The 26,992-nt window shown below is 57.7% G+C and carries 23 protein-coding genes and 1 tRNA gene; 9 read left to right on the top strand and 15 right to left on the bottom strand.

The genetic code is table 11. The annotated features are described in order from the left end of the window. Positions 1–3 precede the first annotated feature (3 nt). The 8 genes from HMPREF2932_RS12500 to wecC form a co-directional block, all read right to left on the bottom strand. Positions 4–2,223 carry a glycosyltransferase gene (locus HMPREF2932_RS12500; protein ID WP_071410280.1) on the bottom strand — a complete coding sequence of 740 codons (2,220 nt, stop codon included), beginning with the start codon at positions 2,221–2,223 and terminating at the stop codon, positions 4–6. Further along, positions 2,224–3,165: a hypothetical protein gene (locus HMPREF2932_RS12495; protein WP_071410279.1), complete on the bottom strand. Its 942-nt coding sequence runs from the start codon at positions 3,163–3,165 to the stop codon at positions 2,224–2,226. Between the two features lie 96 nt (positions 3,166–3,261). Next, the gene (locus HMPREF2932_RS12490; RefSeq protein ID WP_071410278.1) at positions 3,262–4,254 is read right to left on the bottom strand and encodes an ABC transporter ATP-binding protein; all 993 of its coding nucleotides are present in this window, start codon (positions 4,252–4,254) and stop codon (positions 3,262–3,264) included. Next, on the bottom strand, positions 4,238–5,176 hold the full coding sequence (locus tag HMPREF2932_RS12485) for an ABC transporter permease (RefSeq protein ID WP_168166998.1): 939 nt from the start codon (positions 5,174–5,176) through the stop codon (positions 4,238–4,240). The genes HMPREF2932_RS12490 and HMPREF2932_RS12485 overlap by 17 nt, the downstream gene beginning before the upstream one ends. Before the next feature lie 113 nt (positions 5,177–5,289). After that, complete coding sequence (locus HMPREF2932_RS12480) at positions 5,290–7,407, bottom strand: glycosyltransferase (protein WP_071410277.1); 2,118 nt, start codon at positions 7,405–7,407, stop codon at positions 5,290–5,292. Continuing rightward, on the bottom strand, positions 7,404–7,982 hold the full coding sequence (locus HMPREF2932_RS12475) for a hypothetical protein (protein ID WP_071410276.1): 579 nt from the start codon (positions 7,980–7,982) through the stop codon (positions 7,404–7,406). Before HMPREF2932_RS12475 ends, HMPREF2932_RS12480 begins: the two co-directional genes overlap by 4 nt. A gap of 19 nt (positions 7,983–8,001) precedes the next feature. Further along, positions 8,002–9,315, bottom strand: coding sequence for a glycosyltransferase family 4 protein (locus tag HMPREF2932_RS12470; RefSeq protein WP_071410275.1), 1,314 nt, complete (start codon positions 9,313–9,315; stop codon positions 8,002–8,004). 58 nt (positions 9,316–9,373) lie between these two features. Further along, complete coding sequence (wecC, locus tag HMPREF2932_RS12465) at positions 9,374–10,639, bottom strand: UDP-N-acetyl-D-mannosamine dehydrogenase (protein ID WP_071410274.1); 1,266 nt, start codon at positions 10,637–10,639, stop codon at positions 9,374–9,376. Between the two features lie 167 nt (positions 10,640–10,806). Here wecC and HMPREF2932_RS12460 point away from each other — a divergent pair, with 167 nt between their 5' ends. Continuing rightward, a complete protein-coding gene (locus tag HMPREF2932_RS12460; protein ID WP_071410273.1) occupies positions 10,807–11,694 on the top strand; it encodes a hypothetical protein in 888 nt (295 codons plus the stop codon). Positions 11,695–11,702: 8 nt separating this feature from the next. On the opposite strand, the gene HMPREF2932_RS12455 is transcribed toward HMPREF2932_RS12460, so the two are convergent. After that, positions 11,703–13,103 carry a glycosyltransferase gene (locus tag HMPREF2932_RS12455; protein WP_071410272.1) on the bottom strand — a complete coding sequence of 467 codons (1,401 nt, stop codon included), beginning with the start codon at positions 13,101–13,103 and terminating at the stop codon, positions 11,703–11,705. A 197-nt stretch (positions 13,104–13,300) separates the two neighbouring features. On the opposite strand from HMPREF2932_RS12455, the gene HMPREF2932_RS12450 reads away from it, so the two are divergent. From HMPREF2932_RS12450 to HMPREF2932_RS12435, 4 genes are all read left to right on the top strand, one after another. Beyond that, a tRNA-Asn gene (locus tag HMPREF2932_RS12450) sits at positions 13,301–13,373 on the top strand. Between the two features lie 461 nt (positions 13,374–13,834). Then, positions 13,835–14,164, top strand: coding sequence for a hypothetical protein (locus tag HMPREF2932_RS12445; protein ID WP_071410271.1), 330 nt, complete (start codon positions 13,835–13,837; stop codon positions 14,162–14,164). A 674-nt stretch (positions 14,165–14,838) separates the two neighbouring features. Next, positions 14,839–15,993 carry an ImmA/IrrE family metallo-endopeptidase gene (locus HMPREF2932_RS12440; protein ID WP_071410270.1) on the top strand — a complete coding sequence of 385 codons (1,155 nt, stop codon included), beginning with the start codon at positions 14,839–14,841 and terminating at the stop codon, positions 15,991–15,993. A 1-nt stretch (position 15,994) separates the two neighbouring features. Then, entirely contained in the window at positions 15,995–16,483 is a 489-nt protein-coding gene (locus HMPREF2932_RS12435; RefSeq protein ID WP_071410269.1) for a DUF4411 family protein, read from the top strand. A 7-nt stretch (positions 16,484–16,490) separates the two neighbouring features. Here HMPREF2932_RS12435 and HMPREF2932_RS12430 read toward each other — a convergent pair whose 3' ends face one another. From HMPREF2932_RS12430 to HMPREF2932_RS13645, 3 genes are all read right to left on the bottom strand, one after another. Beyond that, complete coding sequence (locus tag HMPREF2932_RS12430) at positions 16,491–17,153, bottom strand: DUF1707 SHOCT-like domain-containing protein (RefSeq protein ID WP_071410268.1); 663 nt, start codon at positions 17,151–17,153, stop codon at positions 16,491–16,493. A gap of 89 nt (positions 17,154–17,242) precedes the next feature. Beyond that, on the bottom strand, positions 17,243–18,400 hold the full coding sequence (wecB, locus tag HMPREF2932_RS12425; RefSeq protein ID WP_071410267.1) for a non-hydrolyzing UDP-N-acetylglucosamine 2-epimerase: 1,158 nt from the start codon (positions 18,398–18,400) through the stop codon (positions 17,243–17,245). A gap of 224 nt (positions 18,401–18,624) precedes the next feature. Beyond that, positions 18,625–18,762 carry a hypothetical protein gene (locus tag HMPREF2932_RS13645; protein ID WP_157844611.1) on the bottom strand — a complete coding sequence of 46 codons (138 nt, stop codon included), beginning with the start codon at positions 18,760–18,762 and terminating at the stop codon, positions 18,625–18,627. 194 nt (positions 18,763–18,956) lie between these two features. Between HMPREF2932_RS13645 and HMPREF2932_RS12420 the strand changes: the two genes are divergently transcribed. Continuing rightward, positions 18,957–19,232: a hypothetical protein gene (locus tag HMPREF2932_RS12420; RefSeq protein ID WP_070446667.1), complete on the top strand. Its 276-nt coding sequence runs from the start codon at positions 18,957–18,959 to the stop codon at positions 19,230–19,232. 36 nt (positions 19,233–19,268) lie between these two features. Here HMPREF2932_RS12420 and dnaG read toward each other — a convergent pair whose 3' ends face one another. Continuing rightward, positions 19,269–21,197, bottom strand: a complete 1,929-nt coding sequence (dnaG, locus tag HMPREF2932_RS12415; RefSeq protein WP_071410266.1) for a DNA primase — start codon at positions 21,195–21,197, stop codon at positions 19,269–19,271. 157 nt (positions 21,198–21,354) lie between these two features. Here dnaG and HMPREF2932_RS12410 point away from each other — a divergent pair, with 157 nt between their 5' ends. Both HMPREF2932_RS12410 and HMPREF2932_RS12405 read left to right on the top strand, forming a co-directional pair. Further along, complete coding sequence (locus HMPREF2932_RS12410; RefSeq protein ID WP_071410321.1) at positions 21,355–21,882, top strand: guanyl-specific ribonuclease; 528 nt, start codon at positions 21,355–21,357, stop codon at positions 21,880–21,882. Between the two features lie 3 nt (positions 21,883–21,885). After that, positions 21,886–22,119 carry a barstar family protein gene (locus HMPREF2932_RS12405; protein ID WP_046649054.1) on the top strand — a complete coding sequence of 78 codons (234 nt, stop codon included), beginning with the start codon at positions 21,886–21,888 and terminating at the stop codon, positions 22,117–22,119. On the opposite strand, the gene HMPREF2932_RS12400 is transcribed toward HMPREF2932_RS12405, so the two are convergent. Together HMPREF2932_RS12400 and HMPREF2932_RS12395 are read right to left on the bottom strand one after the other, a co-directional pair. Further along, entirely contained in the window at positions 22,116–23,390 is a 1,275-nt protein-coding gene (locus HMPREF2932_RS12400) for a deoxyguanosinetriphosphate triphosphohydrolase (RefSeq protein ID WP_071410265.1), read from the bottom strand. The two genes, HMPREF2932_RS12405 and HMPREF2932_RS12400, sit on opposite strands and share 4 nt — an antisense overlap. 11 nt (positions 23,391–23,401) lie before the next feature. After that, positions 23,402–23,986: a YdcF family protein gene (locus HMPREF2932_RS12395; RefSeq protein WP_071410264.1), complete on the bottom strand. Its 585-nt coding sequence runs from the start codon at positions 23,984–23,986 to the stop codon at positions 23,402–23,404. Positions 23,987–24,029: 43 nt separating this feature from the next. Between HMPREF2932_RS12395 and HMPREF2932_RS12390 the strand changes: the two genes are divergently transcribed. Continuing rightward, on the top strand, positions 24,030–26,075 hold the full coding sequence (locus tag HMPREF2932_RS12390; RefSeq protein WP_071410263.1) for a TPM domain-containing protein: 2,046 nt from the start codon (positions 24,030–24,032) through the stop codon (positions 26,073–26,075). The last annotated feature ends 917 nt before the right edge of the window (positions 26,076–26,992 follow it).

Raw genomic sequence — 26,992 nt, 5'->3', positions numbered from 1 at the left:
AGTTCATAATTTAGGAACGTTTCCTTTCGGGCCCGGGACTAGACTAGCGGTCTGGTTCCCTGCCAAGAGATTCTCCCACTGGGGTATGACTGCCTTAATGTCCCACTTCCTTGCAAAATCCCTTGCTGATCTGCCGTTTGTTTCGAAGTTTTTGCGGTCACAATTTCGGAGGATTCTCTCTATACGAGTCTCTTGAGTCCAACCTGCCGCGTGCTCACCAAAAACTTCGGATACTCCCTCCCGCTCCCAAAAAACGGGTATGGTTCGTGCCGCCATGCCTTCGGCAGGTGCAAGGTGAAAGCTCTCTATTTCGCTTGGAGACAATATATATCCAATTCCGCGATACCAAGAAGCAATATCTGCGCTGAAAGGGTCGAAAGCTACGTGTGCTTGGAGCACTTCACTTCGTGCGATGCGTTCAAAGAAATCTAGGTAGAGCTGCTTTTCGACTGGGTCATTCCACACGTGCGGATACTCCCAGGGCATGCGCCCTTTAATCCGCAACGTATATCGCTTGTCAATGGATGCCAATTCGTCGATAAGGTCGAGTGCTCGGTCAGGACGCTTAAGAAACGGAACCATTCCTACAAGTCCCAATGTGAATTGAGCGTTCGCGTTCTTTGACCGATCAAAGTCGAGCGTGTCTACGGTGTTGGGCAGAACCATTGTTTTTTCTCTCGGCAGGCCGAAACGCTCAATAGCTTGGGTGCGGACCCAATCTGAGACGAACACCAGCGTCTCGACGTTTTCCCAGTTGACCTCTTGCATCCAAGGACCATTAAGCTCAAACCTATGCAACCTAGAAATCAGACGTGTTCCGCTTGGGAGGTTGTTCGAGTACCACGCGAGAGAAGGACCAGCCCACTCACAAAAGACCACATCAGCCCATTCAGCAAGCTCTTGGCTCACTTCGGCATCATGGGTATGTAGTGTCGCCCATTCATCTTGGCGAACTTCAAACAGTGGATTGCGAACTAGAAAATCCATTAGCTCTCCCATGAACTTCAGGTCATGAGAGGCCACCACTAGACGGCACGGCCTTGTCCCCTGACGTTTCACGGCCTCGGAAAGCGCACCCGTTCGCTCAAAGTATTGTTTAAAACGGGCTCGGGCTTGTCCCATAGAAAAGTACTCACTGGCTTGCTTTGCGCTTCGCCGAGCTGCATCCATGTTGGGGAGGCCCTGGGATATCTTGGCAGCAACCACGTCGATGGAGTCATCAGCGCGTACGAAAAACGGGTAATCTTCACCCCAGAGCTGTTGATGGTCCTCAGTTTCATTGATGATTGGCACTGCACCCGCCGCGCTGTATTCCAGTGCTTTTGTTGACACCTCAAGGCTTGAATCAAGTTCTGCTGAGCGCCATCCAAATCCTAGATCCGCCTTTTTGATTTTTTCAATGGACTCGGTACGTGGAAGAGCACCGTGCCATGTCACTCCGCTCTCAGGATCCGAGGTTGCTTCCTCCAGCGCACTGCGCATCATTCCAGCCCACTGAGGGTCATCCTTTGCCTTGTTAAACTTTGCACCGACTACGTCAATATGAGCATCAATACCGAGTTCCTTGAGCGCTCTCGGCAGCTTTAACATCTCAAGCGTCCGCCACTCGCGCGCTAGCTTCCCTGCGTAAACTATTCTCAGAGTTTCTGAATCGGCTCTTTGAATGCTGCTTTCTTCGACGAAGGCATAATCCGGAATCATTGGAGGAATCAATAAGACTTTGCCCGCTGCTTCCGGAACTAGTGCTTCCCAATAAGAGCGAGCTGCCTCTGTCTGTGCAAAAATCCTGTGCGAATGCTCTGCGATGTACTTCAGACGTTGGACTTTCGTAGGAGATAGCTTGCTTGGGGGAAATGGAAGATCGGTTACATACGCCCACAGTTTAGAAGATATCTTTTCATACGAGCAGAAATCATAGACAGCCTGAAAACCTCTGACGACAACGGCCGAAGCGTGTGTCTGTTCGATGAGTTCTTCAACTAGATGGGCTGCTTCCTGTGTGCTCAGCGCAGCATCGCGTGCGATGCCCTCTGGTTCATGCACATGAATGTTGTCGAGACCATCAACCGATTCCAACAAAGTGCGGTTCTGGGGATAGTTTTTTAACTGTAGGTGAACCTCATCGAAAACACCGGCCAGCACCTCAGAGACAGACATCAGCCAGATGGAAGAGCCATCAATAACGTTGGGGCTTACATCACCGTAGACAACGACTGAGCTCATTTATGACTCTCCTTTATCCGTAAGGTTGAGGCCGTTTTCTTTAACAAACGGTGCTTCATTGTGGCGCAATGCTTGGATTACCGGCGAATGGATATCGCCTTCCCAGTCCCATGCAGCAGAGTCACCACGCACTACTACCGTGGCTTGGCTACGAAGCTCATCGGTAAAGTGGTTTGAGGTGTCGCTAGCTTGAACAACCACTACCGCTCCGTTCTCTTTTGCCTTTGCTACGTGCTCGAGCAGATCTAAGAATGCAATGGTCTTTTGCGTGGACAAAAGTCCTGACCACAAGCCACGTTCAAGCTGGTTTTCGTCCACGATAAGGTGGCTGGCATCTGGATCTGGTTTTCCCAAAAGGTGTGGGGCGCGGATTCGACTTACTTCCGCAACTTCGCGCAGACATTCCTCCACGCAGGGGGATCCGATAATTTCGACCTTTCGCGTCCATGCGTCGGACGGCGCATTCATGAGGGTATGCAGCACATCGGCGCTATCCTCATTCATCTCCTGATCGGCTGCAATACGTCCAGCAGTGTGCGCAGTCGGGCGCGCGATGATGCGTGACGCCGGGATGGTGGCCGGCGCAAAAACACTGTGAGGATGCCGTCCTTGGTTCTCTTCCTTATCAGTAAAGCCTGCGGTGAGTGTATTCAATGGTTGCCGTTCAGCCAGTCGATTCTGTTCTTGGGCAGCGTCAGATAGGCTCTTGAGCTGCTTCTGAAGGCGAACGCTACGGCGAAGAGATTCCTTGATTAATCCCTCCGCATGCTTCCTCGCTGAAATCGACATGGCAGCAAAAAAGACACCCAATAGTGATGCACCAACAAGCAATACACGACTAGCAAGCCCCTCCCCCACCACAATGGCAGCGATAAGCAGCACACCGGTACCAGCAGCTAAGAGAGTCAGTCCCCGTCCTCGGCGAAAGAAATCAAGCCCCATGAAAGTCAATCCTTTGTGTGTATGAAAGTTGCTAAATACATGCTGCACACGACGTTCAGATGGTTTTCACCGGCACGACTTTGAACGCTTCGCACCCTACTGTTCACCGCCGAGTGGCTTCTCGAGGAGCACCATAGGTGGCCGGTAAGCAGCCGTGACTTCTGCGAGAAAGTCGTGCGCAGGCTGCTTATCTTCCCTACCCATGAGTTTTGCCCATTCGTGATAATTCGCCGCAACTGTATCCGTTGAGCCATCGGCGATGATGCGCCCCTTTGAGATCCAAATCGCCCGGTTGCAGTTGCTCTCAATCTCCTTGATAGCGTGCGAAACTAGGAACAGGTTTCCGGCGCGCTCAAGGAGCTCGTGCATTCGCGCGCTAGCCTTTGCACCAAAGGCGGCGTCGCCAGTGGAAAGAGCTTCATCAATCATGAGAATGTCTGGCCTCACTGCTGTCGAAATTGCGAAAGACAAGCGTGCTGACATACCGGACGAATAGGTCTTCATTGGTCGTTTGATCGCATCACCGAGTTCGGTCCACTCCGCAATCTCAGGGATTTGCGCCCTCGCGTCGGACGGACTCATTCCCAGAGCCAAGCACCCCAGGTAGATATTGTGCTCCCCAGACAGATCCGGCTGAAGGGCCGGGGATACGCCCATGAGCGTGGGTTGAGAGCGGGTCAGTATCCGCCCCGATGTTGGAGCTAAACCTCCGGCAATCATGCTCAACAGGGTCGATTTTCCTGAGCCATTGAGGCCAATAATGCCGATCGATTCACCAGGTAGTGCGATAAGCGAAGCATTAACGATCGCGTCAACCACAGTTTTTCCGCGGCTCACGCGAGTCATACTCGCGTCTGAGGAGCGGCCCTGACTAATCACGTAGCGCTTGGACACGTTGTCTACGACAACGTTCGCCCGCTCCACATAATTGATGTCGAGGTCGGATTGTAACTGCGCTGGTGCTTCAGCTGCCGCGGGTTCTTCCATATGGCTTTCCCGCGATTGGTCCCCGCTTTTCTCATCCATGTCCTTCTTTTTCGTTTCGAGGTACTCACCAGGTGCTGCAGGCAACTTAGACGAGTCGAACATACTTATCCTCCGCCCTCCAGAAGAAGATAAAACCAAGCACAAAGACTCCTACGCTCCAGGCCACAAGCTCGCCCCAGGTCGCGAGACTAGGTGCGGTGCGATAAATCGAAGCATCACGCACTGCAGTAAGGAAGATGTAGCACGGATTGGCCGACATGACCTGGTGAACAGCTGAATGCTCGGCGAACCTATCGATGGAAAACATCACACCAGATAAGAAGAAGAGTCCACGGCTCACAAGCCCCAGAATGGTTTTTGCTTCAGGAATCTGGGCTGTAAGGCGCGTTGTGATTAACATGAGCCCACATCCAAAGACATGGATCAATATAAAAAGCGGCACTACAAGTATCAGCGTCCATGAGGGCCACGTTCCCCACTGAAAAAGAAAAGCCGCCAACAGCGCCACGATGGCGGGCAAGACGTTATCGATCATTGACCGTAGAGTCGTCGAAAATGGAATCGATGCACGCGGAAATTGGAAAGCTCGAATCATGGAGCGCGAGGACTGCATGAGGCTAATGCCAGAGTTCATCAGCCCCGTCATCATCGACATAAAGATAATGCCGATAAAGAGAAAGCCAATGAAGTTCTCAATACCCCTGGACGTTTTCAGCAGCATTCCGAACAAGAACCCATACAGAGCTACATCGAAAAGCGGGTTAAGAACGAGCCATAACTGCCACAGGCGGTAATCACGGGTGGTTCGCAATGCCTTCGCTCGAGCATCCGCGGTAATGAAGAAACGGCGGGCCCACAGCTGCGAAATGTAATCACGCAGCGTCGGGCGAGTAGCCAAGGGATGCAGCCCCTCTGGGTTTACTATCTGCACCCGGCCCTCATGCCGAGCAACTTGGGCATTGAGCTCCTCAACTCCACGTTGTGCAGTTTTGGAGCTACGCCATTTATGGCGTGCCACATGCATCAGCCCTTCCATTCCTTCATCGGTTTTCGAGTGACATGACACTGGTGTGTCCACTCTCGGCCTATCAAAGGAAGCGCCTACTTCACGCAGACCGAGTTTTACTAACGAGTATTCTACTCAGACTTCCCAAGAAGTTCGTCTAGCACCTTGCCTGCCTGTGCAGAATCACCCGAAGCCGTGCGATACGTCAAAGGCAGATTAGATAGCGGCGAGTCTTCGACCACGATGCCCCACACGACTGTTCCGCTCCCAACGTAATCGGCGTATTTCGAAGGCAAGAATGGATTGACACTGAATGCTGTTCCCACCGTGTCGGTGTCATTGACCACCAAGGCGTCAAAATTCGTGGAAACGTTAAGAAACTCCAGATAGGGAACGTAACCGTTGATCCGGACATTGTCAGCCGCTGGGCTCCCCCACAACTGCCGCCTCAGCTTTTCAGGGTTCGAGGTGAAGATGTGCAGGACAAACTTCTCGCGTTGTGGATGTTTCGCAAGCGCGGTCAAGACATCTCCTATTCCGCGGTTGGCGTAGAAATTTCCGAAGTAAGCAATGTTGATGCAGTCTGAGTCAAGGGCATAGTCCGACTCCACCAAGTGGTACATTTCCGCCGTCGGGACTGCATGGTGGCGGATGGTCGATTTTTCCCGAACGAAAGACTGGAGTTCCTCTGGATAGCGCTCCAGCATCACCTGCTGCTGATTGGCATTGGTGAAAATCACCTCATCTGTATATAGAAGGGTGACAAGCTCAGTGAGCTCGAAGTGAGTTCTGTACGCAAGACCTGACCAGTCGGAGCGCTCGACCATCTTTCGCAGTTGATGAGTTGTAATACCCCTCGTTAGCTCGCCCGGACGAGGCGTGCCATCCACACCGACGCTCAAAGGATCAGAGAATTCTGCTTCCCATCGCGTCCCTGGGTGCTTGTCTTTGAACAACGCGGCAGCGACGTGGGATCCAGACCATAGGGCGCGCGAGTACATCGACTCATAGCCGCCCTGTTTTCTAGCCCGTTTGCTTGCTTTGCGTGAGGCCTGGCGTGCGTAGGAACAAATCGCTCCCCAATGCGCGAAGGAGGGCACGACATCGATCTCCTCGGCATGGATCAGGTAGGGATCGACAATCAACCTGGTTGAATCGTCGCGCCCGCGGACGCGCTGCATGTTGGCATAGAAGACGTCGACAAGCTCTGCGTCATTTCTAATGACCTTGGCCGTGACATTGGCAGAGGTATCAGCGTAGGGAGGGAAGCAATACGAGAACACTAGGCGGCTAGCTCTTTCCTGGCGGAGGTTCTCCCAATTCAAACCGGGAACACGGGCATCCACGGCGGTGTTGATGGCTTTCTGAACCTCGCCCGGATGTGTTTTGAGATAATTCTCCACAAAGCCGAATTGAGCTTGCTCAAGCTTTTCTAGAGCGCGCGACTTGGTGTCTGCTTCCTCGATTTCTCGAAGCTTGGAAATACACTCCAGACGCTGCGCCACATTAAAGTCGAAACTCTCGCGCTGCCGTGAAACCGAGTCGGGGCGAATCGTGCGCACGTAGGAAGCCTCCTGCCCCGCCTGTGGGGTGTGAAGGAGCAGGCCTGGACACCTAAGGAAGTTCGCGAAATACACCACGTCCTCGCCGGAGCGGAGCGACTCATCGTAGCGGTAGCGCTGGGCTAGTGCTGTCGGAATGATTTTGCTGGCATTGAAGCCAAGCGCCCACGGCGCGGTGGCAACTGGGACCGTCGTGCCGCGCAACGTCGCGATGCGGGCGTTGAGGGAGTTGTCCTGAATAGACGCTCCGTCGGTGATGTCGACGATGGGCAAAAGAGTAATAGCACCGTCGTTGGCATTCTCAAGGCCAGTTTCGAGATAGTTTGGTTGAACGATGTCATCGTCATCGAGAAAAGTGACGAAGCGGCGGCTTGCGGAGGCAATTCCAAGATTACGGGCGCGCCCAGCACCGGGAGCCAGGCTGCGCAGCACCCGAATGTTTAGCTTGGGGAAGCGGCTGGCCAAGCTGTCGCGCAATGCGATCTGCCTAGCCTCTCTGTCTGCAACAGAAACTCCCGCGCCGTTGAGGATGACGAGGACCTCGATGAGGTCTTTTCTCAAGCTTTGCTCCGCAAGGGAGGCAAGAGCAGAACCGAGGTTTGTGGCTGCAATATCCCCCGTCATCTCTGCTGCGTCGGCGACAAAGGATGGGATGACCACGGATACGCCAGGCAAGAAATTATTCATCGGATCTTCTCCAGAATCTTGTACAGCACAATCACCACAGATCCCGGGAGGTACTTCTTGAGTGGCTTGACTACTGGGGTGATACGAGAGATGACAAGGCTTCTCAATGACATCTCAGGTACTGCGACGCTGGGGGATTCCGTGGATTCAACCGGAGCTGCTGTAGCAGACTTAAGCCCTTCCACCCAGTCCGCGCATGAGCGGTCGTGCTTAGTAGCAGGACCGATGCGAACTTGGATCCAGTTCTCGGTGAGACGGCTACCTGTAATCGATAAATCGTGGCTGTCTTGCGCCAGCGCTATCTGTTGGAGCCGCGCCGTATCCGACCGCGGGGCCCAGTACTCAATGTGGCGATTCTTCGTCGCATACTCGTGGAGAATCGGCAAAGCCTCATCAGTTTCGGTATCGACGAGAACGAGTGGAAGCTCAGCGACATCAGCGAGCTGTTCCGCGGCAAAGCAGAATGTCACTGGGGATGTAGCCGGTGGGAAAGAAAAAGGTTGTTCGGAGGACTCCAGCAACATGGCATAGGCAGAATCCAAAGGTGAAAACCTGTCAAGAGAGGATATGCGCATCGGTGAGCCTTCTCCTTCCCTATGGTTTTTCGTGCTGGCTGTTCACAGCATAGACGATGGCCAGGAATGCCTCGGGGACAACCTCGTCTCGCTGGGTGGCGACCCACTCGCGCCCAGAAGGGGAAACGGTGAGCTTCGAGCGGTCGTCGATAAGCGCAGCCCATGCCTCAGCGAGTGCTTCCGGGTTCTCCGGAGGAACGACGACACCCGCGCCGAGCTCTTCAATGAGACGCGCTGCCTCGCCCTGGACCACCGCAGTGGTGTGAACACCCAAGGACATCAGCTCATAGGTCTTCGACGGAACCGTGCGATTGAGCGGCTCCCAATCAGTCAAGTGGACTAAGGCAGTATCGGCCCACTCGTAGATGTTCTGAAGCTCATCGGCGGGGACTCGATGCTCAATGGTTGCGTTGATTCCCAGGGATTCAATCGTGGCCTTAGTGGCGTGCCAGGTAGCTCCATCGCCTACGATGCGCAGGTTGATGTCGAAACCGCGGTCTTGTGCAATCTTGACTGCCTTCACCGCATTGTCGATCTTCTGCGCGCGTCCCACTGTGCCGGCGTAGAGGACATTCAGTTCTTTGGAAGACTGCTGTCCTTTGTCGCTAGCGATGAACTCGGTCTTGGGGGGAAAGACGTTACGCACCGTTCGGATGCGACGAGCACCCGCCACTCCCCTACTGGCATCGTCCTGTTCCATGTGCTCAGTGAGGTCCTGTGAGGTCGTCATGATGCCATCAGCGTGGTGCAGGGCATGGTTCATGGCGCACTCGGTGAGTGCCGTGAGCAGTTGGAAGGGGCCCTTGGTCAGGATAATCTCACGAATAGAGCGTTTGCCCGTTCCTGAATTCCAGTCGCCTTTTTCTTTCAGCAGCTCCGGCCACGCATCACGGAGATCGATGATGTAGGGAGTGTGGAGAATCTTGGCAACGAACTGCGTAACGACAGCCGTGGGAAGGGCCGGGACGGTGCCGATAACCAGATCTGGTTTGAAGTCCTTGAGCCGCTTGCGCTTGGTCACTTGCATGAACAGCATCGAGGCAGCGACTGAGGCTTGGTTGAGGATGCGGTGCGTCAGTGAGGGACCAGCGGGAAAGAAACCGGAGCGCAGAATCTTCTCGCCTGAGTTACCGTTTTCTATCTCGTTTGCGCCGAGGATGTTCTTCCGCGAGAACCACTGCTTAAGCCCGAGGCGGCGCTGATAATGCGGTGGTGGCGCGATGACGAGGACTTCATGCCCGGCCTGGACAAGGATTTTAGCCAACCACGACCAGCGGCGCTGCGGAACTCCATTCTCGGGAGCCCAGTATTGAGAGAGAACGAGAATCCTCACGCTTCGTGCTGCCTCCTGGCTTTCAAATGATGGTGAGTGGCTAGTCTAACCGCTTAATTTAGCGCCAAATGCCCTTGGTATCGATGATTGTCTTGCCGCCGAGCAGAGATTGATCAAGCTCGACGAACTGTCGGTGGTTGACCAGAAGGAGGACGACGTCGGCTGCTGCAATGGCTTCCTCCGTGTCCTGCTTCGTCAGATTTGAAAGGTTGCTCAGCACCGGTGGCAATGCCTCCACGTTGGGCTCGACAACGCGGATATCTAGCTGCGGGTTATCAACGCCGAGGCGTTTGACGATTTCGAGGGACGGCGATTCACGCAGGTCATCGATATCGTTCTTGAAGGCGATACCGAGGGCCGCAACGACGGGATTATCCTTGCCTTCAAGGGCCTTGAGAACCTGGTCGATGACCCACTCCGGCTTGCCATCATTGACGTTGCGCGCCGTTTGGATGAGCTTTGCTTCTTCGGGTGCAGCGGAGACGATGAACCACGGGTCCACGGCGATGCAGTGTCCGCCCACGCCCGGCCCCGGCTGCAGGATGTTGACGCGGGGGTGGTGGTTCGCCAGCTCGATAAGCTCCCAGACATCGATTCCGAGGCGGTCACAGATGAGGGAAAGCTCGTTAGCAAAGGCGATATTGACATCGCGGAAGGAGTTTTCCGTGAGCTTTGCCATCTCTGCGGTCGTGGCGTTGGTGAGAAGCAGGTCCGCGGTGCAGAAGGTGGCGTAGAGGTCTCGGGCGAGCTGGGCACCCTTCGGGGTCAGGCCGCCGATGACGCGGTCATTGTTCTCCATCTCCTCCATGATCTTGCCGGGAAGAACGCGCTCTGGGCAGTGGGCGACAAAGATGGCATTCTCATCCTCGTCATTGAGGGACAGGTCAGGGCGCAACTCAATGAAATGCTTAGCCATATCCTCCGTGGTTCCAGGAGGTGAGGTGGACTCGAGCACTACAAGTGCACCGGGTTTCAGGTAAGGAGCAAGCGCTTCGGATGCCGCACGAATGTACTTGGTGTCTACGCTGTGGTCCTCACGAAATGGAGTGGGAACGCAGACAATGTAGGCATCGGCATCGATCTGTTCCGTCTGGGCCGATAGAGTTCCATCCTCGACGACTCTTGCAAGCAGCTCCCCGAAGCCTGGTTCGAAGAAAGGCACCGTGCCGGCGTTGATGCTGTCCACGGCATCCTGATTCACGTCGATGCCGACTACGGGGATTCCCTTGGAAGCTATGAACGCCGCGGTGGGAAGGCCGATGTAGCCAAGACCAACGACGCTGACCTTGCCAAAGGCACGGGAATCGGTTTTGTTCGGAACCATGTCCGCCTTTCTATTAATTCGCTGCTAATTACGGTAGCACGGTGACGGTTACCGGCTTGCGGTCGAATGGGCCGATGTCGGTGTTTTGTCTCAGCCCATATTTCATTCCTGCGTCCCTGCGTGAGCGTTTCCCAGGTGTGCTGCGTGTGCGACTACAGTAGGCGGCTATGGCACTGAGGAGAAACTACGCGCGCTATGGCGCTTCAACGACTTTTTTCGACTCTGTCGAGGAGTTTCTCAGCTCCCCCGTGCCCGCCAGCTCTTCCGAGGAAGCTGAGGCCATATCGATTCGCTACGGCGCCGCATTCATGGATGTGCTCGTTGAGGATCGCGGCGCGGATGTCACTATCGTGTTGTTTCACGCGGCCATCGACCCAGCGAAGACCTCTCTCCCTGTCTTCATTGGGAGGCAGATGGTTGAAGGCGTTGATGCGAACGTGGTGTATATCTCCGATCCCTCGCTGGATCGGGGCGCAAGTATTGGGTGGTTCACAGGGGATGAGACGCGGCCATTCCAGGAAGACCTCACTTCCTGCCTGACTCATATTCTCGCTAGCTTCCATCCTGGTACACCTGTCGGGGACTTGGGCAAGAAGGCTATCTTCTTTGGGGCATCAGCCGGTGGATTTGCCGCGCTGTACTTTTCGCGCCGCTTCCCCGGTTCATTGGCCGTGGCGTCTAACCCCCAAACCCATATTGGGCGCTACCTTGAGCCGCAGGTAAAGGCGTATCGCAAGAAGTGCTGGAGCAGCCGGAAGCTTTCCGAGACCACCATGACCTTCGACCTGGTTACTGAATACGGCAAGGGTTTCGAGAACTACGTGGCTTACCTTCAGAACGAGGATGATGAGCTGCACTACACCCAGCATTACCTTCCATGGTCCCAGGCAGTGGCTGAGCGCCCACAGCAGTGGAGGCTTCTCCTCGGGGATTGGGGCGAAGGGCACGCCCCTGCCCCACAGATGCTTCTCACTGGCATTCTCGGCTACGCAGCATCACTAGCTGGCGATTGGGAGCGACTCTTCGAGGACGAGATGTTTGCCAGGTCAGACTAGGGCCGCCCCTAGTTGCGCATCTTCTTATTTAGCTGGTCCAAGCGCGCGATCACTTTGTTGGCACGGTCCTCCCCGAGAACGCTGCGCACGTTCGCCACGATGCTGGTCCGGTTCTGATAAACGCTGTCGATGGCTTGGTCAACTAGCCCACGCACGCCTTGGCTTCGCGCTGAATTCCAGTTCTCCTGGCTGACGAAGCGCGCCTTCCCGCCTTGCTGTTGCACGATTATTTTTGCGACCCGAACTCCCTCGGCTCGCTCGCTTTGTGCCAGAATCCGGAAGCCACGAAGGACGTAGCCGTGCTCCAAATGAAGGCTCACCAAGGTCCGAAAGGTTCCGTTCTCTGTGGGAACGTACGCGAAGTGACCAATGCTGGGGTTATTGGAGGCAGCAAAGCCCTCGACTGTTTTGTAGGAGGGGACGCGTCGCCCACGGGAATCTTCGATCCACAGGCTCACAAGGAGCTCATTATCAAGTTCCCACTCTGATTCTCCGTGGATGACAAAGCTGACATCCCCGCTGGCAGGCTGCAGAAGATAGTGCTGACCACCGCCAACGGTGTCGTCAATGCTCAGCGGCGTGCTTGTGCTCTGCATCTGCTTGGCCACAGTGGGAAAGGCCGCTTCAAGGGCAGCGACATCCGTAAATGGGGGGAACGCCGCCATATTCTCCATGAGGCGAGCCATAACCAAGCCTGGCTCATGGCGCATGGCATTGTCTTGCCCTGCGTGAATAGCCCGCAAATAGCCCACTTGGGAGGCATCCAAAATGACCGGCGCATAGCGGTCTGATTTATCGTGTGGCCCGCTTTGGGGTTCCACGACGGTGCCGTCTTCCTTCACGGAGCAAATGGACATCAAGCCCATCGAGTTCATAGGTGTGTGGGCTTCACGCAGGTGGAAGAACTGACCATCCGCATAGACCGCCTCAATGCCGAGCGGCATACTAACGAGCATGCCTTCAAACTCGGGCTTGATATAGGGCGCTGTGGTTTGGAAATAGTAAGCGGATAAAACGTCATCGTCGTCTAGGCGATAGCGCCCGAACGTGCCCTTAAACCCAATTTCTTGGACGTAGCGACGCACAGCTGTCCACCCGCTATCACCATCAGGAAGCTCATCGAGGTGCACTATGTCGAAGCTGTCCGCTGTCTCCTGCAGCTGCTCCTTGAACTTCTGCGGTAAGGACTCAGAGAAGGAGACAACGTGCTTCACATCGGAGCCTTCGGCGGCTTTCGCAAGTGTTGGCACGGTGTGGTTGAGAAAAATGTCCGTGCGCAACGACAGGCGTGCATCGTCGTAGAGGTAATCGCGGTACTCGTCTTCCGAGAACCCGGACTCCTCGTTGCTCGCACGCCACGACGCCGAATCGGGAACGAAGAGACTAAAGCGAGTGTGCCCAACGAACATGAAGAAACCTCTACCTCTTCCCTGCGAGTGCTATCTGACGGATAGTCTAGCTTTGCTTGGGCACAGGCTTGAAAGATGCCACACTAGCCCGCTTGAAAAAGCGTGTTGTGCTGGTGATTTGTATTGAGCACGGCAGACCTTATATAGTTACATCTCGTTGCAGCGAGCAAGTCTTTGTTCAAGCAACCCACACATATTCCTCCATAGCTCAGTTGGCAGAGCATTCGACTGTTAATCGAAGGGTCACTGGTTCGAGCCCAGTTGGAGGAGCATATAAATCACCCCCACTGACCTGCTTTTATGCTAGCTGGTGGGGGTGCTCTCGTTTTCAGATTTCCTCCCAGTGTATCCGCCTTAAGGGGCTTAAGGGACATATCGTGTGGATAAACCGATACGGATTCCCGGGGCAGCCTGGGATAATACGGTGATCTTGATTTTGAATCGGTTCCAGGCTTAATGGGACATACGCCGTGGGGTCCGCTTGCTTGAAAAGAGCGCGCGGGACTGCCAACGTCACGCGCGGACCCTATCGCACATCGACGAGAAAGCCACGCGGACCCCCTCCCCACCACAAGTAGTGAGGCATGCTCATGAACCAATTTACGCGCGACTTACCAGCATAAACGCACGCAACAATAGGGTGTACCCGAGAGAAGCATTTTCATACCATAGCTAAGGAAATCGAGATTAGATATCCTCGACTTGAAGAACACTTGAACTAAGGAGTGCCAATGTCTGATGATTGGAAGCGCATCAATGGAACGGGATGGATTCCCCTGGAAGGCTTCGGGAGAATCAATCCTCGACGAGACAATGAGGGGGACGCTGGCCGGACACACTTCACCGCTATGACAGATAATGGCGAATATGCTCGGGTGCTTGGTGATTGCATCACCGGCGGCCCTGAAACTTGGTCCTATGAACTCGACCAGCCCTTCTACCTTTCGGACTCAACAGGGGAAACGTGTTTGGAGGTCGAGATTTCCCTCCTAGTGGGCGGGAAATATGGGATCCGGTTCCGCCCTGGGCAATGGCCACAGGCAAGTGGCGGTGCCTGGTAAAAGGCCACTGTCAATAATCCTCTAAAGAATTGGCGCACGTCCTAGCAGACTACCGAAGACAACATGCGCGCATTCATCACTCAGCCAGCTGCTGGCAACTCCCAGTGGGTCTACACCATGTAAACCCCAAAGTCAGGGAAGCTGAAATCCTAACTCCCCGCCTTATGGGGCGAATGGTGAGAATAATTCCTCTGGCGGTCTACAAAACGCTAGGGGAATTATCTTATCCCCACCCACGAAAGTTTGCCCCCCTATGCCAGACCATGACGAAGCCTCTAGGCTCCTGGGGCATGAACCGTCATTGTCGCCGCCTGATCAGCTCCAAGCCGCGACGTCGCAACATGACACCGAGCTTTTGGAACTCTTATGACCATTGGAATACATGGTTCAGGCTGAGCAAGAAGGAGCGTAGTTGCTCCAAGCAGCTTTGGCCGACAAGCTGATTACCCCCAATGAACTGGGAACTTCTCCCAGCTATTGGGCCCAGCTAGCTTAAGGGACATTTCACGTGGATTTTCCCCCAAAAAAATCTGACGTCCAGCCCCCTAAATGCGGCCTGCGAACTCGCGCTTACCCTCCAAGCTTCCACTAAGCTGTACCCATCACAACGAAGTTCCCAGTCCAAACGTAACAATGCAACAAGCTTTCAAGCAGCAGAAACCTAAGAAGGGACAATGACAACAGTACGAGTGACCATTGAGCCGGCTGTGCTCGATTGGGCGATTGAGCGGACTGGTCTAAGTCTTGACGAGCTGATGAAGGATTTTCCGCGGATCAGGGAATGGGTTGAAAATACTTCGCAGCCAACTTTGAATCAGGCGCAGGACCTCGCCAAGAAAGCTAAGATTCCTTTCGGCCGTCTTCTCCTGCAAACCCCGAGCGAACCTAGGATTTCCGTTCCGGATTTTCGGACAGTTCGAAACCTCGCTCTTGAGACTTTCAGCCCGAACCTTGAGGAAACCTTGGCTGCTTCGGAATCCCGCCTTGATTGGTACGCCGATTTTGCCGAGGAAGAAGGCGTTGATGGTCCTCCCTTCCTTGGATACGCTGATACGAGTAACAGCCCAGAAGCTATAGCCGCTCGAACAAAAGAAGTCCTCGGGCTCGCCGTAGACACTTTTCTACACGGCCCTGACAAAGTGAAGACTCTCTGTTCAGCTCTTGAGGACTCAGGCATTTTGGTGTCTCGCAATTCAATTGTCGAAAGCAGCACCACCCGTCCGCTAAGCATCGATGAGTTTCGTGGGTTCACGCTTATCCAAGCACCCTATGCTCTGATTTTTATCAACACCCGCGACAGCAAGACAGCCCAGCTTTTCAGCCTTTCGCACGAACTAGGACACGTGGTTCTAGGCCAGCCGGGAATCTCAGATCACGGGGAAAGCCGCGATATTGAGCGTTGGTGCAATCGATTCGCTGCAAGTTTTCTTGCCCCAGCTCAGCTCGTCTTGAGCACGGTTTCGACAAGTGATTCCCCATTCGATAGCGTCAAAACTCTTTCCCGCAAGTCAGGGATGAGTCAAGAAGCCGCCTTGTGGAGACTGGTGCACCTCAACGTCATTGATAGCAATGAGGCATCCACGCTCCTTCCTCTCGTTGCATCACAACCGGTCCAAGCCACGGAACCCTCGTCAAGTAAAGGTGGCCCGGCGCGGCACCGTGTGGTGAAAGCCCGCGTGGGAAACCGGTTCTTCGATGCCGTAACCTACGCGGCTGCTGCAGGGAAAATTCCACAGAAGGAAGCTGCCCAACTCCTTGGAGCCGCAACTGCTGACAGCCTAAGTAAGCTTATTGCGCACTCCCCCTCTGCTGAATGGAGGGCCAGTTAGCGTGTATTTAATCGACACGAACTTTATCGGGACAGTGGCATCTGTCTATCCACGCGATGTGTTTCCCTCTTTGTGGGTTCAGCTTGAAGAACCGATTTTCAGGGGTGATTCCTATTTCCACAAGACCGTCGATAAGGAAATGAAAGAGTGGAAGGATCGGACTCTCGATTGGTATCTGAAACACATCGATCCGCAATACATCGTGAGCACTGATGACAATGAGCTTGCGCTATATACGGATGTGGTTCGCTGGGTCGCGAACAAACGTCAACCACGCTACAAGGACAGGGCTGTCAACGTGTTCATGGACGCAGCGGATTCGTGGTTGATAGCTTCCGCTCTCAGGCACGACGCAACGATTGTGACTAATGAGGTGCGCGCAGCCCCTGATTCACGGAAACAGGTCAAGATCCCTGATGTGGCCGATCATTTTGGGGTGCGCTGCATCGACCTTCTTGCTTTTCTAAGAGAGATGAAAATCAGCATTTAGCTGATTCCTACCGCTTCACCACGTGGACGTCTACCCCACCAAACAGGCTGAAGCAGTTGACAACTACCTCAGGGGCGCTGGCGGGTAGGTCTGCGGGGTCAATGGCGCCGCCTTCGACCTTGATGTCGTGGCCGCCAAAGAGGCCGACGCCGTTGACACGAACGCGGAATCCTTCTGGGACCCACACATCGACGCCGCCGAATACCCCGACCGCTTGGATTGTCGTGACGTGTTCTTTGAGGGAGGCGCCGCGAAGATCTACATCGGTGCCACCGAAGATTCCCATCGTGGTGTGATGAGCGGCGATGGGAATGCCGCGCACAGTGCTGCCGCCAAAGATGCCGAGGGAGAGCCCCTGCGCACCCTGCGCAGAGGGTTCCACCTGGGCTAAAGCCTGGTCAACAGCGGTGACTGCTCCTTGATTAGCGGTCTTGACCTCTTTTGACCGTTGACGTGCTACCTGATGACTGCCAAAGAGGACTGTTTCTGGGGCCTCGATAAGGTCGGCGACAAGGTCAACCAATTCGCCGCGAGTCGTGGCATCGGCGCAGCGGCTAGAGCGCTCCTCGAATTCAGTGACGCTGAGCTGGCCTACCGACATCGCATCCGCCAACACCTGTGAAGCGGTGGTGCGCTCAGAGTTCGTGCATTTGATGTCTCGTGATTCCATGTCTTGATTTTACGTGGAAGCACGCATTTCAGCGCGGCGAAAAGTTCTGAGCACTACGCCGCGCTTATTCGCTGGTTCTTAGGTTCTTGTTAGGACTCGATTTCGGGAGCGAAATCGGGCAGGCGCTCCCCTACCCCAAGGAGCTCAGCGATAGCTGCCACAGCGCGCTCAGCGGCCTTGCCGTCACCATAGGGGTTGACGGCGTTGGCCATTGCCTCGTAGGCGGCGGAGTCGTCGAGAAGCAGCTTGGCCTCCGCCACGATAAGGCTACGGTTGGTGCCCACAAGCTTCACGGTGCCGGCCACAACGGCTTCCGGGCGCTCGGTGTTCTGGCGCATAACCAAGACCGGCTTACCCAGAGCCGGGGCTTCTTCCTGAACTCCGCCCGAGTCGGTGAGGATAATGGTTGCACGATCCAGAAGCTTGGTGAACTGGTCATACGGCAGCGGATCCGTAATGATGACATTAGGCAGGGACTCAACCTCCGGAAGCACGGCCTCACGGACCTTGGGGTTGAGGTGCAGTGGCAGAACAAAGTTAATGTCCGGATAGCTCTCTGCCAGATCCTTGACCGCCCCACCGATTTCCTTCATGGCCTCAAGGTTTTCGCGGCGGTGCGTGGTGACGACGACAAGGCGCTTAGCTGACTGAGCCGCTTCCTGGACGGCGGGGTCTTCGAACTCGGTATCCCAGCTTGCAGCTTCCAGCAAGGCGTCGATGACGGTATTTCCGGTGACCGCGATGTCCTTGGAGCGCACGTTCTCGCGGCGCAGGTTCTCCATCGAGCCCGCCGTCGGCGCGAGGTGCAGTTCCGTGACCTGGCCGATGAGCTTGCGGTTGGCTTCCTCCGGGAAAGGCGAGTGGATGTCGCCGGTGCGCAGGCCCGCCTCAAGATGGACGATTTTCACACCGCGGTGGAAACCCGCCAGTGCTGCGGCCATAGCCGTGGAGGTATCACCCTGGGAAATAATGACATCGGGCTGTTCGGCGTCGATAATCTCATCCAGCCCCATGAGCGCGCGGGAGACAATCTCATTCAGGCTCTGCCCGGGCTTCATCAGGTGAAGGTCCAACTTCGGCTTGATACCGAACATGGTGTTGACCTGTTCCAGCATTTCGCGGTGCTGGCCGGTGGAGACAGCAACCGATTCGAAGCGCTCGTCCTTCTCCAAGGCCGTGATGACGGGAGCTACCTTGATTGCCTCCGGACGGGTTCCGTAGACAGTCATGATTTTGGGTAGGGGCATTGCTCTCCTTGGATTAAGAGAAGTAAAGACACGTCAATTCTTCCATACGAAGGGAACTGACCGGATCCCATTCTCTGAGAAACAGGGAAGGAAGGGGAATGTGCTTCCGTTGACCTAGTTCAAAACTACATGCACCTTATCATCTTCCCCGACACCCGCCTGTGCACGCAGTGTTCTCGCGAAATCCCAGGAGAACGTGGATAGTTTCGCGCTGCTGGCTTCTGCTAGTCCTCGCTCACGGTGACTTCCCGTGGCTCTTCGAAAGCAGCCACGCGCGGCTCAGCTGCCGCCACGCTGGCTGTTAATAGCGCTGACATCGCCACGGCTGCCGAGACCGCGTGCGTACGCTTCGAACTCTCCACAGAACTTAAGTTAACCGAAGCGAATGGTCTTTGGGAAGAGTTCGCACCATATCTATTCGCCCCACGGCTACACCGCCACCCGCGCCGGTGGGCTTAGGCAGGTAGGCTGATCGTGAGAATTGCACGTTGCCCGTACGTTGTACGCAAACGCCGGCCAGTGCGCCGGCTTGAAGTAAGGGGATGACTAGTTTCCAATGATCCAATTTGTTGTGGGTGCTGCCGCCGGATACGTCTTTGGAACCAAGGCTGGGCGCAAGCGCTACCACCAAATTAAGGGCGCTTATGAAAAGGCCGTGAACTCCCCCGCCACCAAGGCCGCGGTGCGCTCAGCGCGCAAGGCCGTGGCCAACCGCTTGGATCCAGAACCGCGCATGCGCGAGCTTAAGGATTACAACAAGGGGCGCCGCGGCAAGCGTGGCGCCGCGGATGGAGTGCAGCCGGATCGGATCTACGAGCCAGACGAAGATTAGCGCGTGCGCGTGGCTGCGGATTGGCGTGGGCGTCGGTTAGCGCACGCCGCGGAAGGCGCGGTCGTTGAGCTCACGGCGGGCTTGCTCGAGTGCGACGAGGTCGGCGAAGAGTGAGTTGTAGGACTCTTCGTCGTCGGAGGGGCGCATGCGGCCGAGTTGGGCCTTGAGTTGGGCTACTTGGTCGCCCACGCGGGCTTCTTGCAAGCGGGAGAGTACGGAGTCGGCGTAGGCCTCAAGGTCGGTATCGGGGTTGCCGGTCTCCCCCAGCTTGATGGGTTCCACGGCCAGCTCAGAAACGAAGTTGCGAGCCATGAGATCCGGCATCTCACCGGCCACGGCGGCTAACCATTCCACGCCGGGTTGCTCAGCGCCGGCGGTGACGCCACCGAGGGTGGAGATAGCGCGGCGGATCGTGCGGTAGGCCTCGTTGGAATAGGCATCCTCTGTGATGCCATCGAAGTAGCTGCCGGCGATCTGCGGGTACTGCAAGGCCAGCTTGAGGGCCTCGCGCTGTGGCCACAGGTGCGGCTCGCGGGGACCGGGGATGTGCATGACGGGGGCGTTGGTTTGCGCGGGCGCAGAGGAGGTCTCCTCCAAGGAGGCAAAGCGCGGGCGCTCCTGCTTTTTAGGTTTGCGGGCCTCCTGGCGTACTTGGTGGAGGACTTCCTCTGGGTCGGGCCAGCCCACCCAGCCGGCGAGGCGGCGGGCGTACTCGCGCTGCAGAGGTTGGTCCCGGATCTGGGCCACGACGGGCACGGCGCGGCGCAGGGCCTGGAGGCGGCCTTCGGCAGAGTCGATGCTGAACTCCGAGATGACGGAGCGGATGACGAACTCAAACATGGGGATACGGTCCGCCACGAGGTCGCGCACGGCAGCGTCGCCGCGCTCTAAGCGCAGATCGCAGGGATCCATGCCATCCGGGGCCACGGATACGAAAGATTGGCCGGTGAATTTCTGCTCGCCCTCGAAGGCGCGCATGGCGGCCTTCTGGCCGGCCTCGTCACCGTCGAAGGTGTAGATGAGCTCGCCGTGAAAGTAGGAATCATCCAACATGAGGCGGCGCAGCACCTGCAGGTGGTCCGCGCCGAAGGCAGTGCCACAAGAGGCCACGGCGGTCTTTACGCCCGCGGCGTACATGGCCATGACATCCGTATAGCCTTCCACCACCACGGCCTGGTGCTGCTCCGCGATGTTGCGCTTGGCCAAATCCAGGCCGAAGAGCACCTTGGACTTGTGATAAAGCATGGTCTCGGGCGTGTTCATGTACTTGCCCAGCTTGTCATCGTCGTAAAGCTTGCGCGCGCCAAACCCGATGACGTTGCCGGATAGATCCTTGATGGGCCACAGCAGGCGCCGGTGGAAGCGATCAATGGGGCCGCGCTTGCCCATCTTGGAAATGCCGGCGGCTTCCAGCTCCTCAAAGGAAAAGCCCATGCGCAGCAGGTGCTTGGTGGCGGTATCCCAGCCCTCCGGGGCATAGCCGCATTCAAACTCGTAGATAATTTCCTTGGAGAAGCCGCGGTCCAGGAGGAACTCGCGCCCGGCGGCGGCCTGCGGGGTTTCCAGCTGCTGGCGGTAGAACTCGTGCGCGGCCTTGTTCGCAGCGATAAGCCGGCGGCGGGTGCCGGGCTTTTCATCGCGCGCACCGGTGGAGCCGCCTTGGTAGTTGATGTGGTAGCCAATTTTTTGGGCCACGGCCTCGACTGCTTCCGGGAAGGAGACCTGCTCCATCTCCATGAGGAAGCTGAAGACATCCCCGCCCTTGCCGGTGGAGAAGCAGTGGTAGTAGCCGCGCTGCGGGCGCACGTGGAAGGATGGGGTCTTCTCATCTTTGAAGGGGCTCAGGCCCTTCAAAGAGTCATAACCAGCGGGCTTGAGCTGGACGTATTCGCCCACGATCTCATCAATAGGCGCGCGTTCACGGATAGCTTGGATGTCGCTGTCCGGAATTCTGCCTCGTGCCATGCGTACAGACTACCCCGCCCACGCAAGGTACAGGTACCCACGGCTGGGTGGGCTAGAGCCGCGAGTCCCACATCCTGGAAGAACCCATATGTGGGAATCGGAAAAGTGCGCGTTCTTGATTTCTTTTTCGGCCCCCGCACCTGCAATGATGGGGGCCATGGCCCAATCCTCCCCCTCCAAAAAATCGCTGCCGGCTCTCATCGGTGGCGCGGTTCTCGTCCTCGTCGCGGGCTACTTCGGCATCGACCTCGGTGACTCCAGCGACAGCGCGGACCAGAAGGCTGCGCCGTCTTCGACTGCGGCGGGTACGTCCGGTGCGGCTGGTGCATCCGCTGCGAGCGGTGGGGATGAGGGGGGCGTCGCCAAGCAGGGCGGCTCCGACCTGCCCACCTGTTCCATGGATTCCTTGCCCCAGGAGGCGCACGAGACGGCCAGCGATATCCTGGCGGGCGGCCCCTATGACTACCCGGATAATGACAACGTGCGCTTTGGCAACTATGAGAGTGTGCTGCCGCAGCAGGACAGGAATTACTACCGTGAATACACGGTGGAAACGCCGGGAATTGGGCACCGCGGGGCCAAGCGGATTGTCACCGGTGGCGGGAGCGAGACCGACCCGGATGTCTGGTACTACACCGATGACCACTACGACAGCTTCTGCAGCATCCCGGACGCGGAGGACTAAGACATGCAGCGCATCCTGATTACTGAACCTATCCGCACGCGCGAGGACTTCTATGGCGCGCTTGGGCGCTTGCGCGGCTGCCAGTCCGGTGCGCCGCGCAACCTCGATGCTTTGGCCGATTTCTTGCGTGAGCAGCACATCGTGGCGATTATCGCTGCGGATTTCGACATGGTCGAAGAAGACCTGGCCCCGATCAGCATGGTGCTGAAGGACCAGGGTGTAGCACTCGTGCGCTAGCTCAAGAAGCCGAAGAGATCGGCGCTGCGCTGCGCCAGGCGCTCCAGGCGTGATTCGGTCATGGAAGCGATCTGGTCGATGATGGCGCGGTCACGCTCCAGATCGGTGTCGGCTTGCTTCCACCACAGGGCGAAGGTGGCGTCCAGCGAGCCCGGCGCGCCGGCCACCAGGTAGTCGTAGACGCGGTAGATGCGCTCGCGCTGCCGGTCCTGACGGGCCAGGTGGGCGGGCTCATCCATGACGTAGAGAACGGCGATGGTCTTGAGCAGGGTCACCTCCGCCACCGCGCCCGGCGGGACGGCGAGGTCGCCGTGCATGCGGCCGAGCGGGCCGTCGTTGGCTGCCAGCGTGGCGGAGACGGTGGCGCCGACGTAGCGGCCGACAAGCTCCGAGGTCATCTTCTTTAAGTTGGCATAAGAGCGCAGGGAGTAGTCGAAGTTACCGATGGCGTTGATGACATCCAGCTGGCGCAGGCGGTCGGCGGCCTCCAGCAGTTCGTCGGCAGTGCCGCCGAAGGCTTTTGCGCCCTTGTCCGCAAGGTTGGCCAGCTCCACCAGATCCCAGAGCACGTTCAGGGAGATGCGGCGGGAGATGATGCCGTCTTCGACGTCGTGGACGGAATAGGCGATGTCATCCGACCAGTCCATGACCTGGGCCTCCATGGCCTTGCGCTGGTCGCAGTGTCCTTGGCGCAGCCACTCCAGGACGTCGGCGTCTTCGTCGTAGGCGCCGTATTTGCGGTTGGTCGTGCCATCCGGGTTGGTCTTGGTCCAGGGGTATTTGCAGGCGGCATCGAGTGAGGCGCGGGTGAGGTTGAGGCCATAGCTGCGCGGGCCCACCGGGGTATCCAGCACCACCTTGGGCTCCAGTTTGGTCAGGATGCGCAAGGTCTGGGCATTGCCCTCGAAGCCACCGAGCGCAACCTCGTTGAGGGCATTCTCGCCGTTGTGGCCGTAGGGAGGGTGGCCAATGTCATGCGTCAGGCCCGCCATATCGCACAAGTCCGGGTCCAGGCCCAAGCCTGCACCGATGCTGCGGGCAATCTGACTGACCTCCAGGGAGTGTGTCAGCCGCGTGCGCGGGGTATCGCCATCGCGCGGGCCCACCACTTGGGTCTTATCCGCTAGGCGGCGCAGCGCCGCGGAGTGCAGGACGCGGGCGCGGTCCCTGGAGAAGGCGCCGCGGTGTTCCTCGGTTTTTAGCAGGGCCGAGCCTTTCGGCGACTCGGAGGCGAGGCGGGCGACGTCTTCTGCGCAATAGGTATAGCTCACGGGTTTTAAGCTTAGGCGGAGTCTTGGCCATCCTGGGTCTGCCTCGCGCCAATAACACGGTGGCGCAGGGCCTGGTTGGGGCGGATGAGGCGCTCGACGCGGTAGAAGGCCGCGCGCACGCCTTCGGTGCGCTTCTCCCCCAGCAGGGTGCGCAGCCCCAGGTAGGCCAAACCGCCGGTCTCGTGGGCCAGGTAACGCCACCACGGGATGGAGAAACGCCGGGAAGGATAGTAGGGCGTGCCCATAACGGTCGCGGTGATTCCTTCTTGGCGGGCGATGAGGAAGGTGCGCAGGCGGTGCAGCGGGTCGGTGACGATGACGGCCTCGGTCACGCCGAGTTTGTCGCGGGCGGCGGCTAGCTCGCTGCGGGTGTCGAGGCCTTCTTCGAGGGCGGTGACTTTAAGGGGTTCGTCGTCAAGCAAGGCCCGTGCCACCCCGGCCTCGGTGAACCTATCGCCGGGCAAGTTCCCGCCCACCGTGATGATGGGCAGGTTGTGCGCGGTGGCGTACTCGGCGGCGAAGCGCACGCGGCCGCGAAGGATGCGGGAGGGGCGCCCGTCGTATTGCGCGGCGCCGAGGACAATAACGTACTTCACTGCCTGTCCACTTTAGCGTTGGGTGGCAGGTATCGTGGTGCGCATGACTACTGCTGCTCGTATTGGACGCGCCGCCCTTGCCGCCCTCGTGCTGGGATTGGCCACTGCTAGCCCGGCCGTGGCTGCGGACTTCGTTGTTGCCGCGCCGGAGGCGGCCTCGCTCACGGATAAGGTGACGGATGAGGCGGGGGTGCTCTCGGACTCAGAGAAGTCCGAGTTGGAGGACAAGATTGCCGCGCTGCAGCAGGAGCACCACGTGGTGATTTTCGTGGTCTTTGCGTCGTCGCTGCCGGAGGGTGCGGAGAGCTATGCGGACAGCATTGTGAAGTCTAAGGGCCCGAATTCTGCGGCCTATGTGGTGGGTGTGGATGATTCCACCATGGGCGTGCAGACGGGCAATGACTGGCCGCGCGGGCGCCTGGATGTGATGTATGAGGCGGCCTACGCCAAGCTTGCCGACGGCCGCCAGTTCGGTGCTTCCGCACTCGCGCTTGTCGACGCTGCCGCTTCTGGTTCTTCTTCCTCTTCTGGCACGGGTGGTTCTTCTGCTGACTCCGATGGGTCGGGTGGTTTGTGGCTAGCTGGCGGCGCGGGTGCCCTGGCTCTTGCCGGCGGTGGCATCGCGGTGGCGAGCCGACGCAAAACCAAGAAGGACTCGGCGGCCACGCTGGAGTCCGCGCGCCAGATTGAGCCGAGCAATACCGCGCAGCTCGACCGCCTGGACATGGCGACCTTGGAGAAGCTGGCCCAGGAGGAGCTGGTCTCCACCGATGAATCGATTCGCCGCGGCAAGGAGGAGCTCGATATTGCGGTGGCCGAGTTCGGCCCCGAGCGCACCCGCCCGTTCACGCGCGCGATGAACCATTCCACTCTAACCCTGCAGAAGGCTTTCCAGCTCCAGCAGAAGCTTAAGGACAACCTGCCGGAAACCACGGCGGAGCGCCGCCAGATGCTGGTGGAGATCATCTCCTCCTGCGGGCAGGCCGACGATGCCTTGGATGAGCAGGCGGCGGACTTTGCCAAAATGCGAGACTTGCTCATTAACGCCGGCTCCAAGCTGGATGAGCTCACCCGCCGGGTGGTTGACCTGCGCGGGCGCTTGCCGCAGGCGCGCGCTACCTTGTCTACTCTCAGCGGCGACTATTCCGAGGAGGTGTTGTCCTCCATTGCGGATAACCCGGAGATGGCGGAGGTCTCGCTCAATGAGGCAGAGAAGCTGTTGGAGCGTGGCCGTTCTCTGCAGTCCCAGCCGGCCGGCCAGCAGGGCCCCTTGGTGGGCTATATTCGCGATGCCGAGCACGCCTTGGAGGTCTCCGACCGCCTGCTGAATGGCGTGGAGAATGCCGAGAACTCAATCACCGCGGCTCGCGATAACCTGCCTGCTTTGATCGATGAGGTCGAGGAAGAAATCGCCGAAGCCCAGCACCTCGAACAGCGCGGCAAGGCCCAAGGCTCGACTGCAGATTGGGCCGCCTTGGAGGAGTTGCTGGCCCGCGCCCGGGAGGCTCTGCGTGCGGCCCGCGAACACGGTCAGGGTGATCCGCTGGGTCAGTACACGGCGCTGACGGCTATCGATGGCGAGCTTGACCAGCAGCTGGATACAGTCCGCGAAACCAACGCCACCCGCGAGCGCCAGATTGCACTGTACCGCCAGCAGATTGCCGCGGCCGAGTCCGCCATCCAGGCGGCGGAAGACTTGCTCTCCTCGCGTGGCCGCGTGGTAGGCCCCGATGCGCGTGTGGCTCTTGCCGATGCCACCCGCCTCTTCGCCCAAGCCCAGAACTCCGCCTCGAAGGACTTGCGCGCGGCCCTCAACTACTCCCGCGATGCCGCTTCTGCTGCGCAGACTTCGCTCAATCGCGCGAAGGAAGACCTAGAGGCCTACCGCCGCCAAGAACAGCGCCGCCAGGCCACCGATGCCGCGGGCAACATCCTCACCGGCATGGTGCTGGGCCAGATCCTCGGTGGCGGCAGCTCCCGCGGCCACAGTGGCGGTTTCGGCGGAGGCTTCTCCGGTGGTGGCAGCTTCGGCGGCGGTGGCTTCTCGGGCGGCGGCGGTGGAGGTGGCTTCCGCGGCGGCTCCTTCTAGCCGCCCTCTCCCCCTCCCCGCACCTAGGCCCTCCCAGCTGTCTTCACCCACTTCCCCGTCCTCTCCCCTTCCCCGCGCCAGTTCCTCCCAGCCGGCTTCACCCACTTCCCCGCGCGAGCCCTCGAGACCCGCGGCCCACACCCGGCATCTCATAACCAGGGCGGTCCCACATGGCATCTCGCACAAGGCTCCTTGCAAAAGGCATCTGGCAAAAGGCATCTTCTAGAAGGCGTTTTCACAGCTAAAAACGCCTTTTGCACCCTCTACATGGCGTTTTCAGCCCCAAAGGCGCCTTTTGACAGATGCCATCTGCCAGATGCCTTCTGCCGGACTGTCGGATGCCGTTTGCGGGATGCCTTCTGCCGAATGTCCTTGCACGCATCGGGCGGTTGGATACCGACTCGATTGTCGGCCAAGTAGATCCACGGATACGGGATTGGTGCACGTACATGATTGGTGTAAACCGGTCATGCACATGGTTCTGGCCAAACGGTTCGCCTCAGATGGTTGCAGTCAAACGGCTTACTTGGGGGCAAGTAAACCTTCTGCAATGCGCTAGATGGTTCGTTTGGGGGCAAGCAAACCTTATGACTGCAACCATCTGACTCGAACCCTCTACCGGCATACCAAGCCGAGCAAACACACTCGGAGAGCTCCTCTTCGAAGACAAACTCCACTACTCGCATGTCGGTGCAGGTTATATCGCGAAAGGTCCCTTTAGTTTGGTGCCTTTATTCTGGTCCCTTTGCCTAGTAAAGGGACCATCTATCAGGCGAAAAGCTGCGCCACATGGTCCCTTTGCACTCATAAGGGACCAGAGTGGAGGGACCAAACCAGAAGGACCATCTGTGAGAGAGCGGAAAGCACGGCCTAGCAGGCAGGAAGCAAGAAGGGGACGTGCGCCGAGCAGGCAGGCA

The sequence above is a fragment of the Corynebacterium sp. HMSC074H12 genome (genome assembly GCF_001813755.1).
GTDB classification, from domain to species: Bacteria; Actinomycetota; Actinomycetes; order Mycobacteriales; family Mycobacteriaceae; genus Corynebacterium; species Corynebacterium hiratae.
The sequence above is the reverse complement of the archived record's forward strand: the minus strand, read 5'-3'. Positions and strand labels throughout refer to the sequence as shown.

Bases quoted from the DNA above. Each gene is read 5' to 3' on its own strand.
- HMPREF2932_RS12500 (WP_071410280.1), bottom strand. From the start codon at position 2,223: ATGAGCTCAGTCGTTGTCTACGGTGATGTAAGCCCCAACGTTATTGAT.
- HMPREF2932_RS12495 (WP_071410279.1), bottom strand. From the start codon at position 3,165: ATGGGGCTTGATTTCTTTCGCCGAGGACGGGGACTGACTCTCTTAGCT.
- HMPREF2932_RS12490 (WP_071410278.1), bottom strand. From the start codon at position 4,254: ATGTTCGACTCGTCTAAGTTGCCTGCAGCACCTGGTGAGTACCTCGAA.
- HMPREF2932_RS12485 (WP_168166998.1), bottom strand. From the start codon at position 5,176: ATGCATGTGGCACGCCATAAATGGCGTAGCTCCAAAACTGCACAACGT.
- HMPREF2932_RS12480 (WP_071410277.1), bottom strand. From the start codon at position 7,407: ATGAATAATTTCTTGCCTGGCGTATCCGTGGTCATCCCATCCTTTGTC.
- HMPREF2932_RS12475 (WP_071410276.1), bottom strand. From the start codon at position 7,982: ATGCGCATATCCTCTCTTGACAGGTTTTCACCTTTGGATTCTGCCTAT.
- wecC (WP_071410274.1), bottom strand. From the start codon at position 10,639: ATGGTTCCGAACAAAACCGATTCCCGTGCCTTTGGCAAGGTCAGCGTC.
- HMPREF2932_RS12460 (WP_071410273.1), top strand. From the start codon at position 10,807: ATGGCACTGAGGAGAAACTACGCGCGCTATGGCGCTTCAACGACTTTT.
- HMPREF2932_RS12455 (WP_071410272.1), bottom strand. From the start codon at position 13,103: ATGTTCGTTGGGCACACTCGCTTTAGTCTCTTCGTTCCCGATTCGGCG.
- HMPREF2932_RS12445 (WP_071410271.1), top strand. From the start codon at position 13,835: ATGTCTGATGATTGGAAGCGCATCAATGGAACGGGATGGATTCCCCTG.
- HMPREF2932_RS12440 (WP_071410270.1), top strand. From the start codon at position 14,839: ATGACAACAGTACGAGTGACCATTGAGCCGGCTGTGCTCGATTGGGCG.
- HMPREF2932_RS12430 (WP_071410268.1), bottom strand. From the start codon at position 17,153: ATGGAATCACGAGACATCAAATGCACGAACTCTGAGCGCACCACCGCT.
- wecB (WP_071410267.1), bottom strand. From the start codon at position 18,400: ATGCCCCTACCCAAAATCATGACTGTCTACGGAACCCGTCCGGAGGCA.
- HMPREF2932_RS12420 (WP_070446667.1), top strand. From the start codon at position 18,957: ATGATCCAATTTGTTGTGGGTGCTGCCGCCGGATACGTCTTTGGAACC.
- dnaG (WP_071410266.1), bottom strand. From the start codon at position 21,197: ATGGCACGAGGCAGAATTCCGGACAGCGACATCCAAGCTATCCGTGAA.
- HMPREF2932_RS12410 (WP_071410321.1), top strand. From the start codon at position 21,355: ATGGCCCAATCCTCCCCCTCCAAAAAATCGCTGCCGGCTCTCATCGGT.
- HMPREF2932_RS12405 (WP_046649054.1), top strand. From the start codon at position 21,886: ATGCAGCGCATCCTGATTACTGAACCTATCCGCACGCGCGAGGACTTC.
- HMPREF2932_RS12390 (WP_071410263.1), top strand. From the start codon at position 24,030: ATGACTACTGCTGCTCGTATTGGACGCGCCGCCCTTGCCGCCCTCGTG.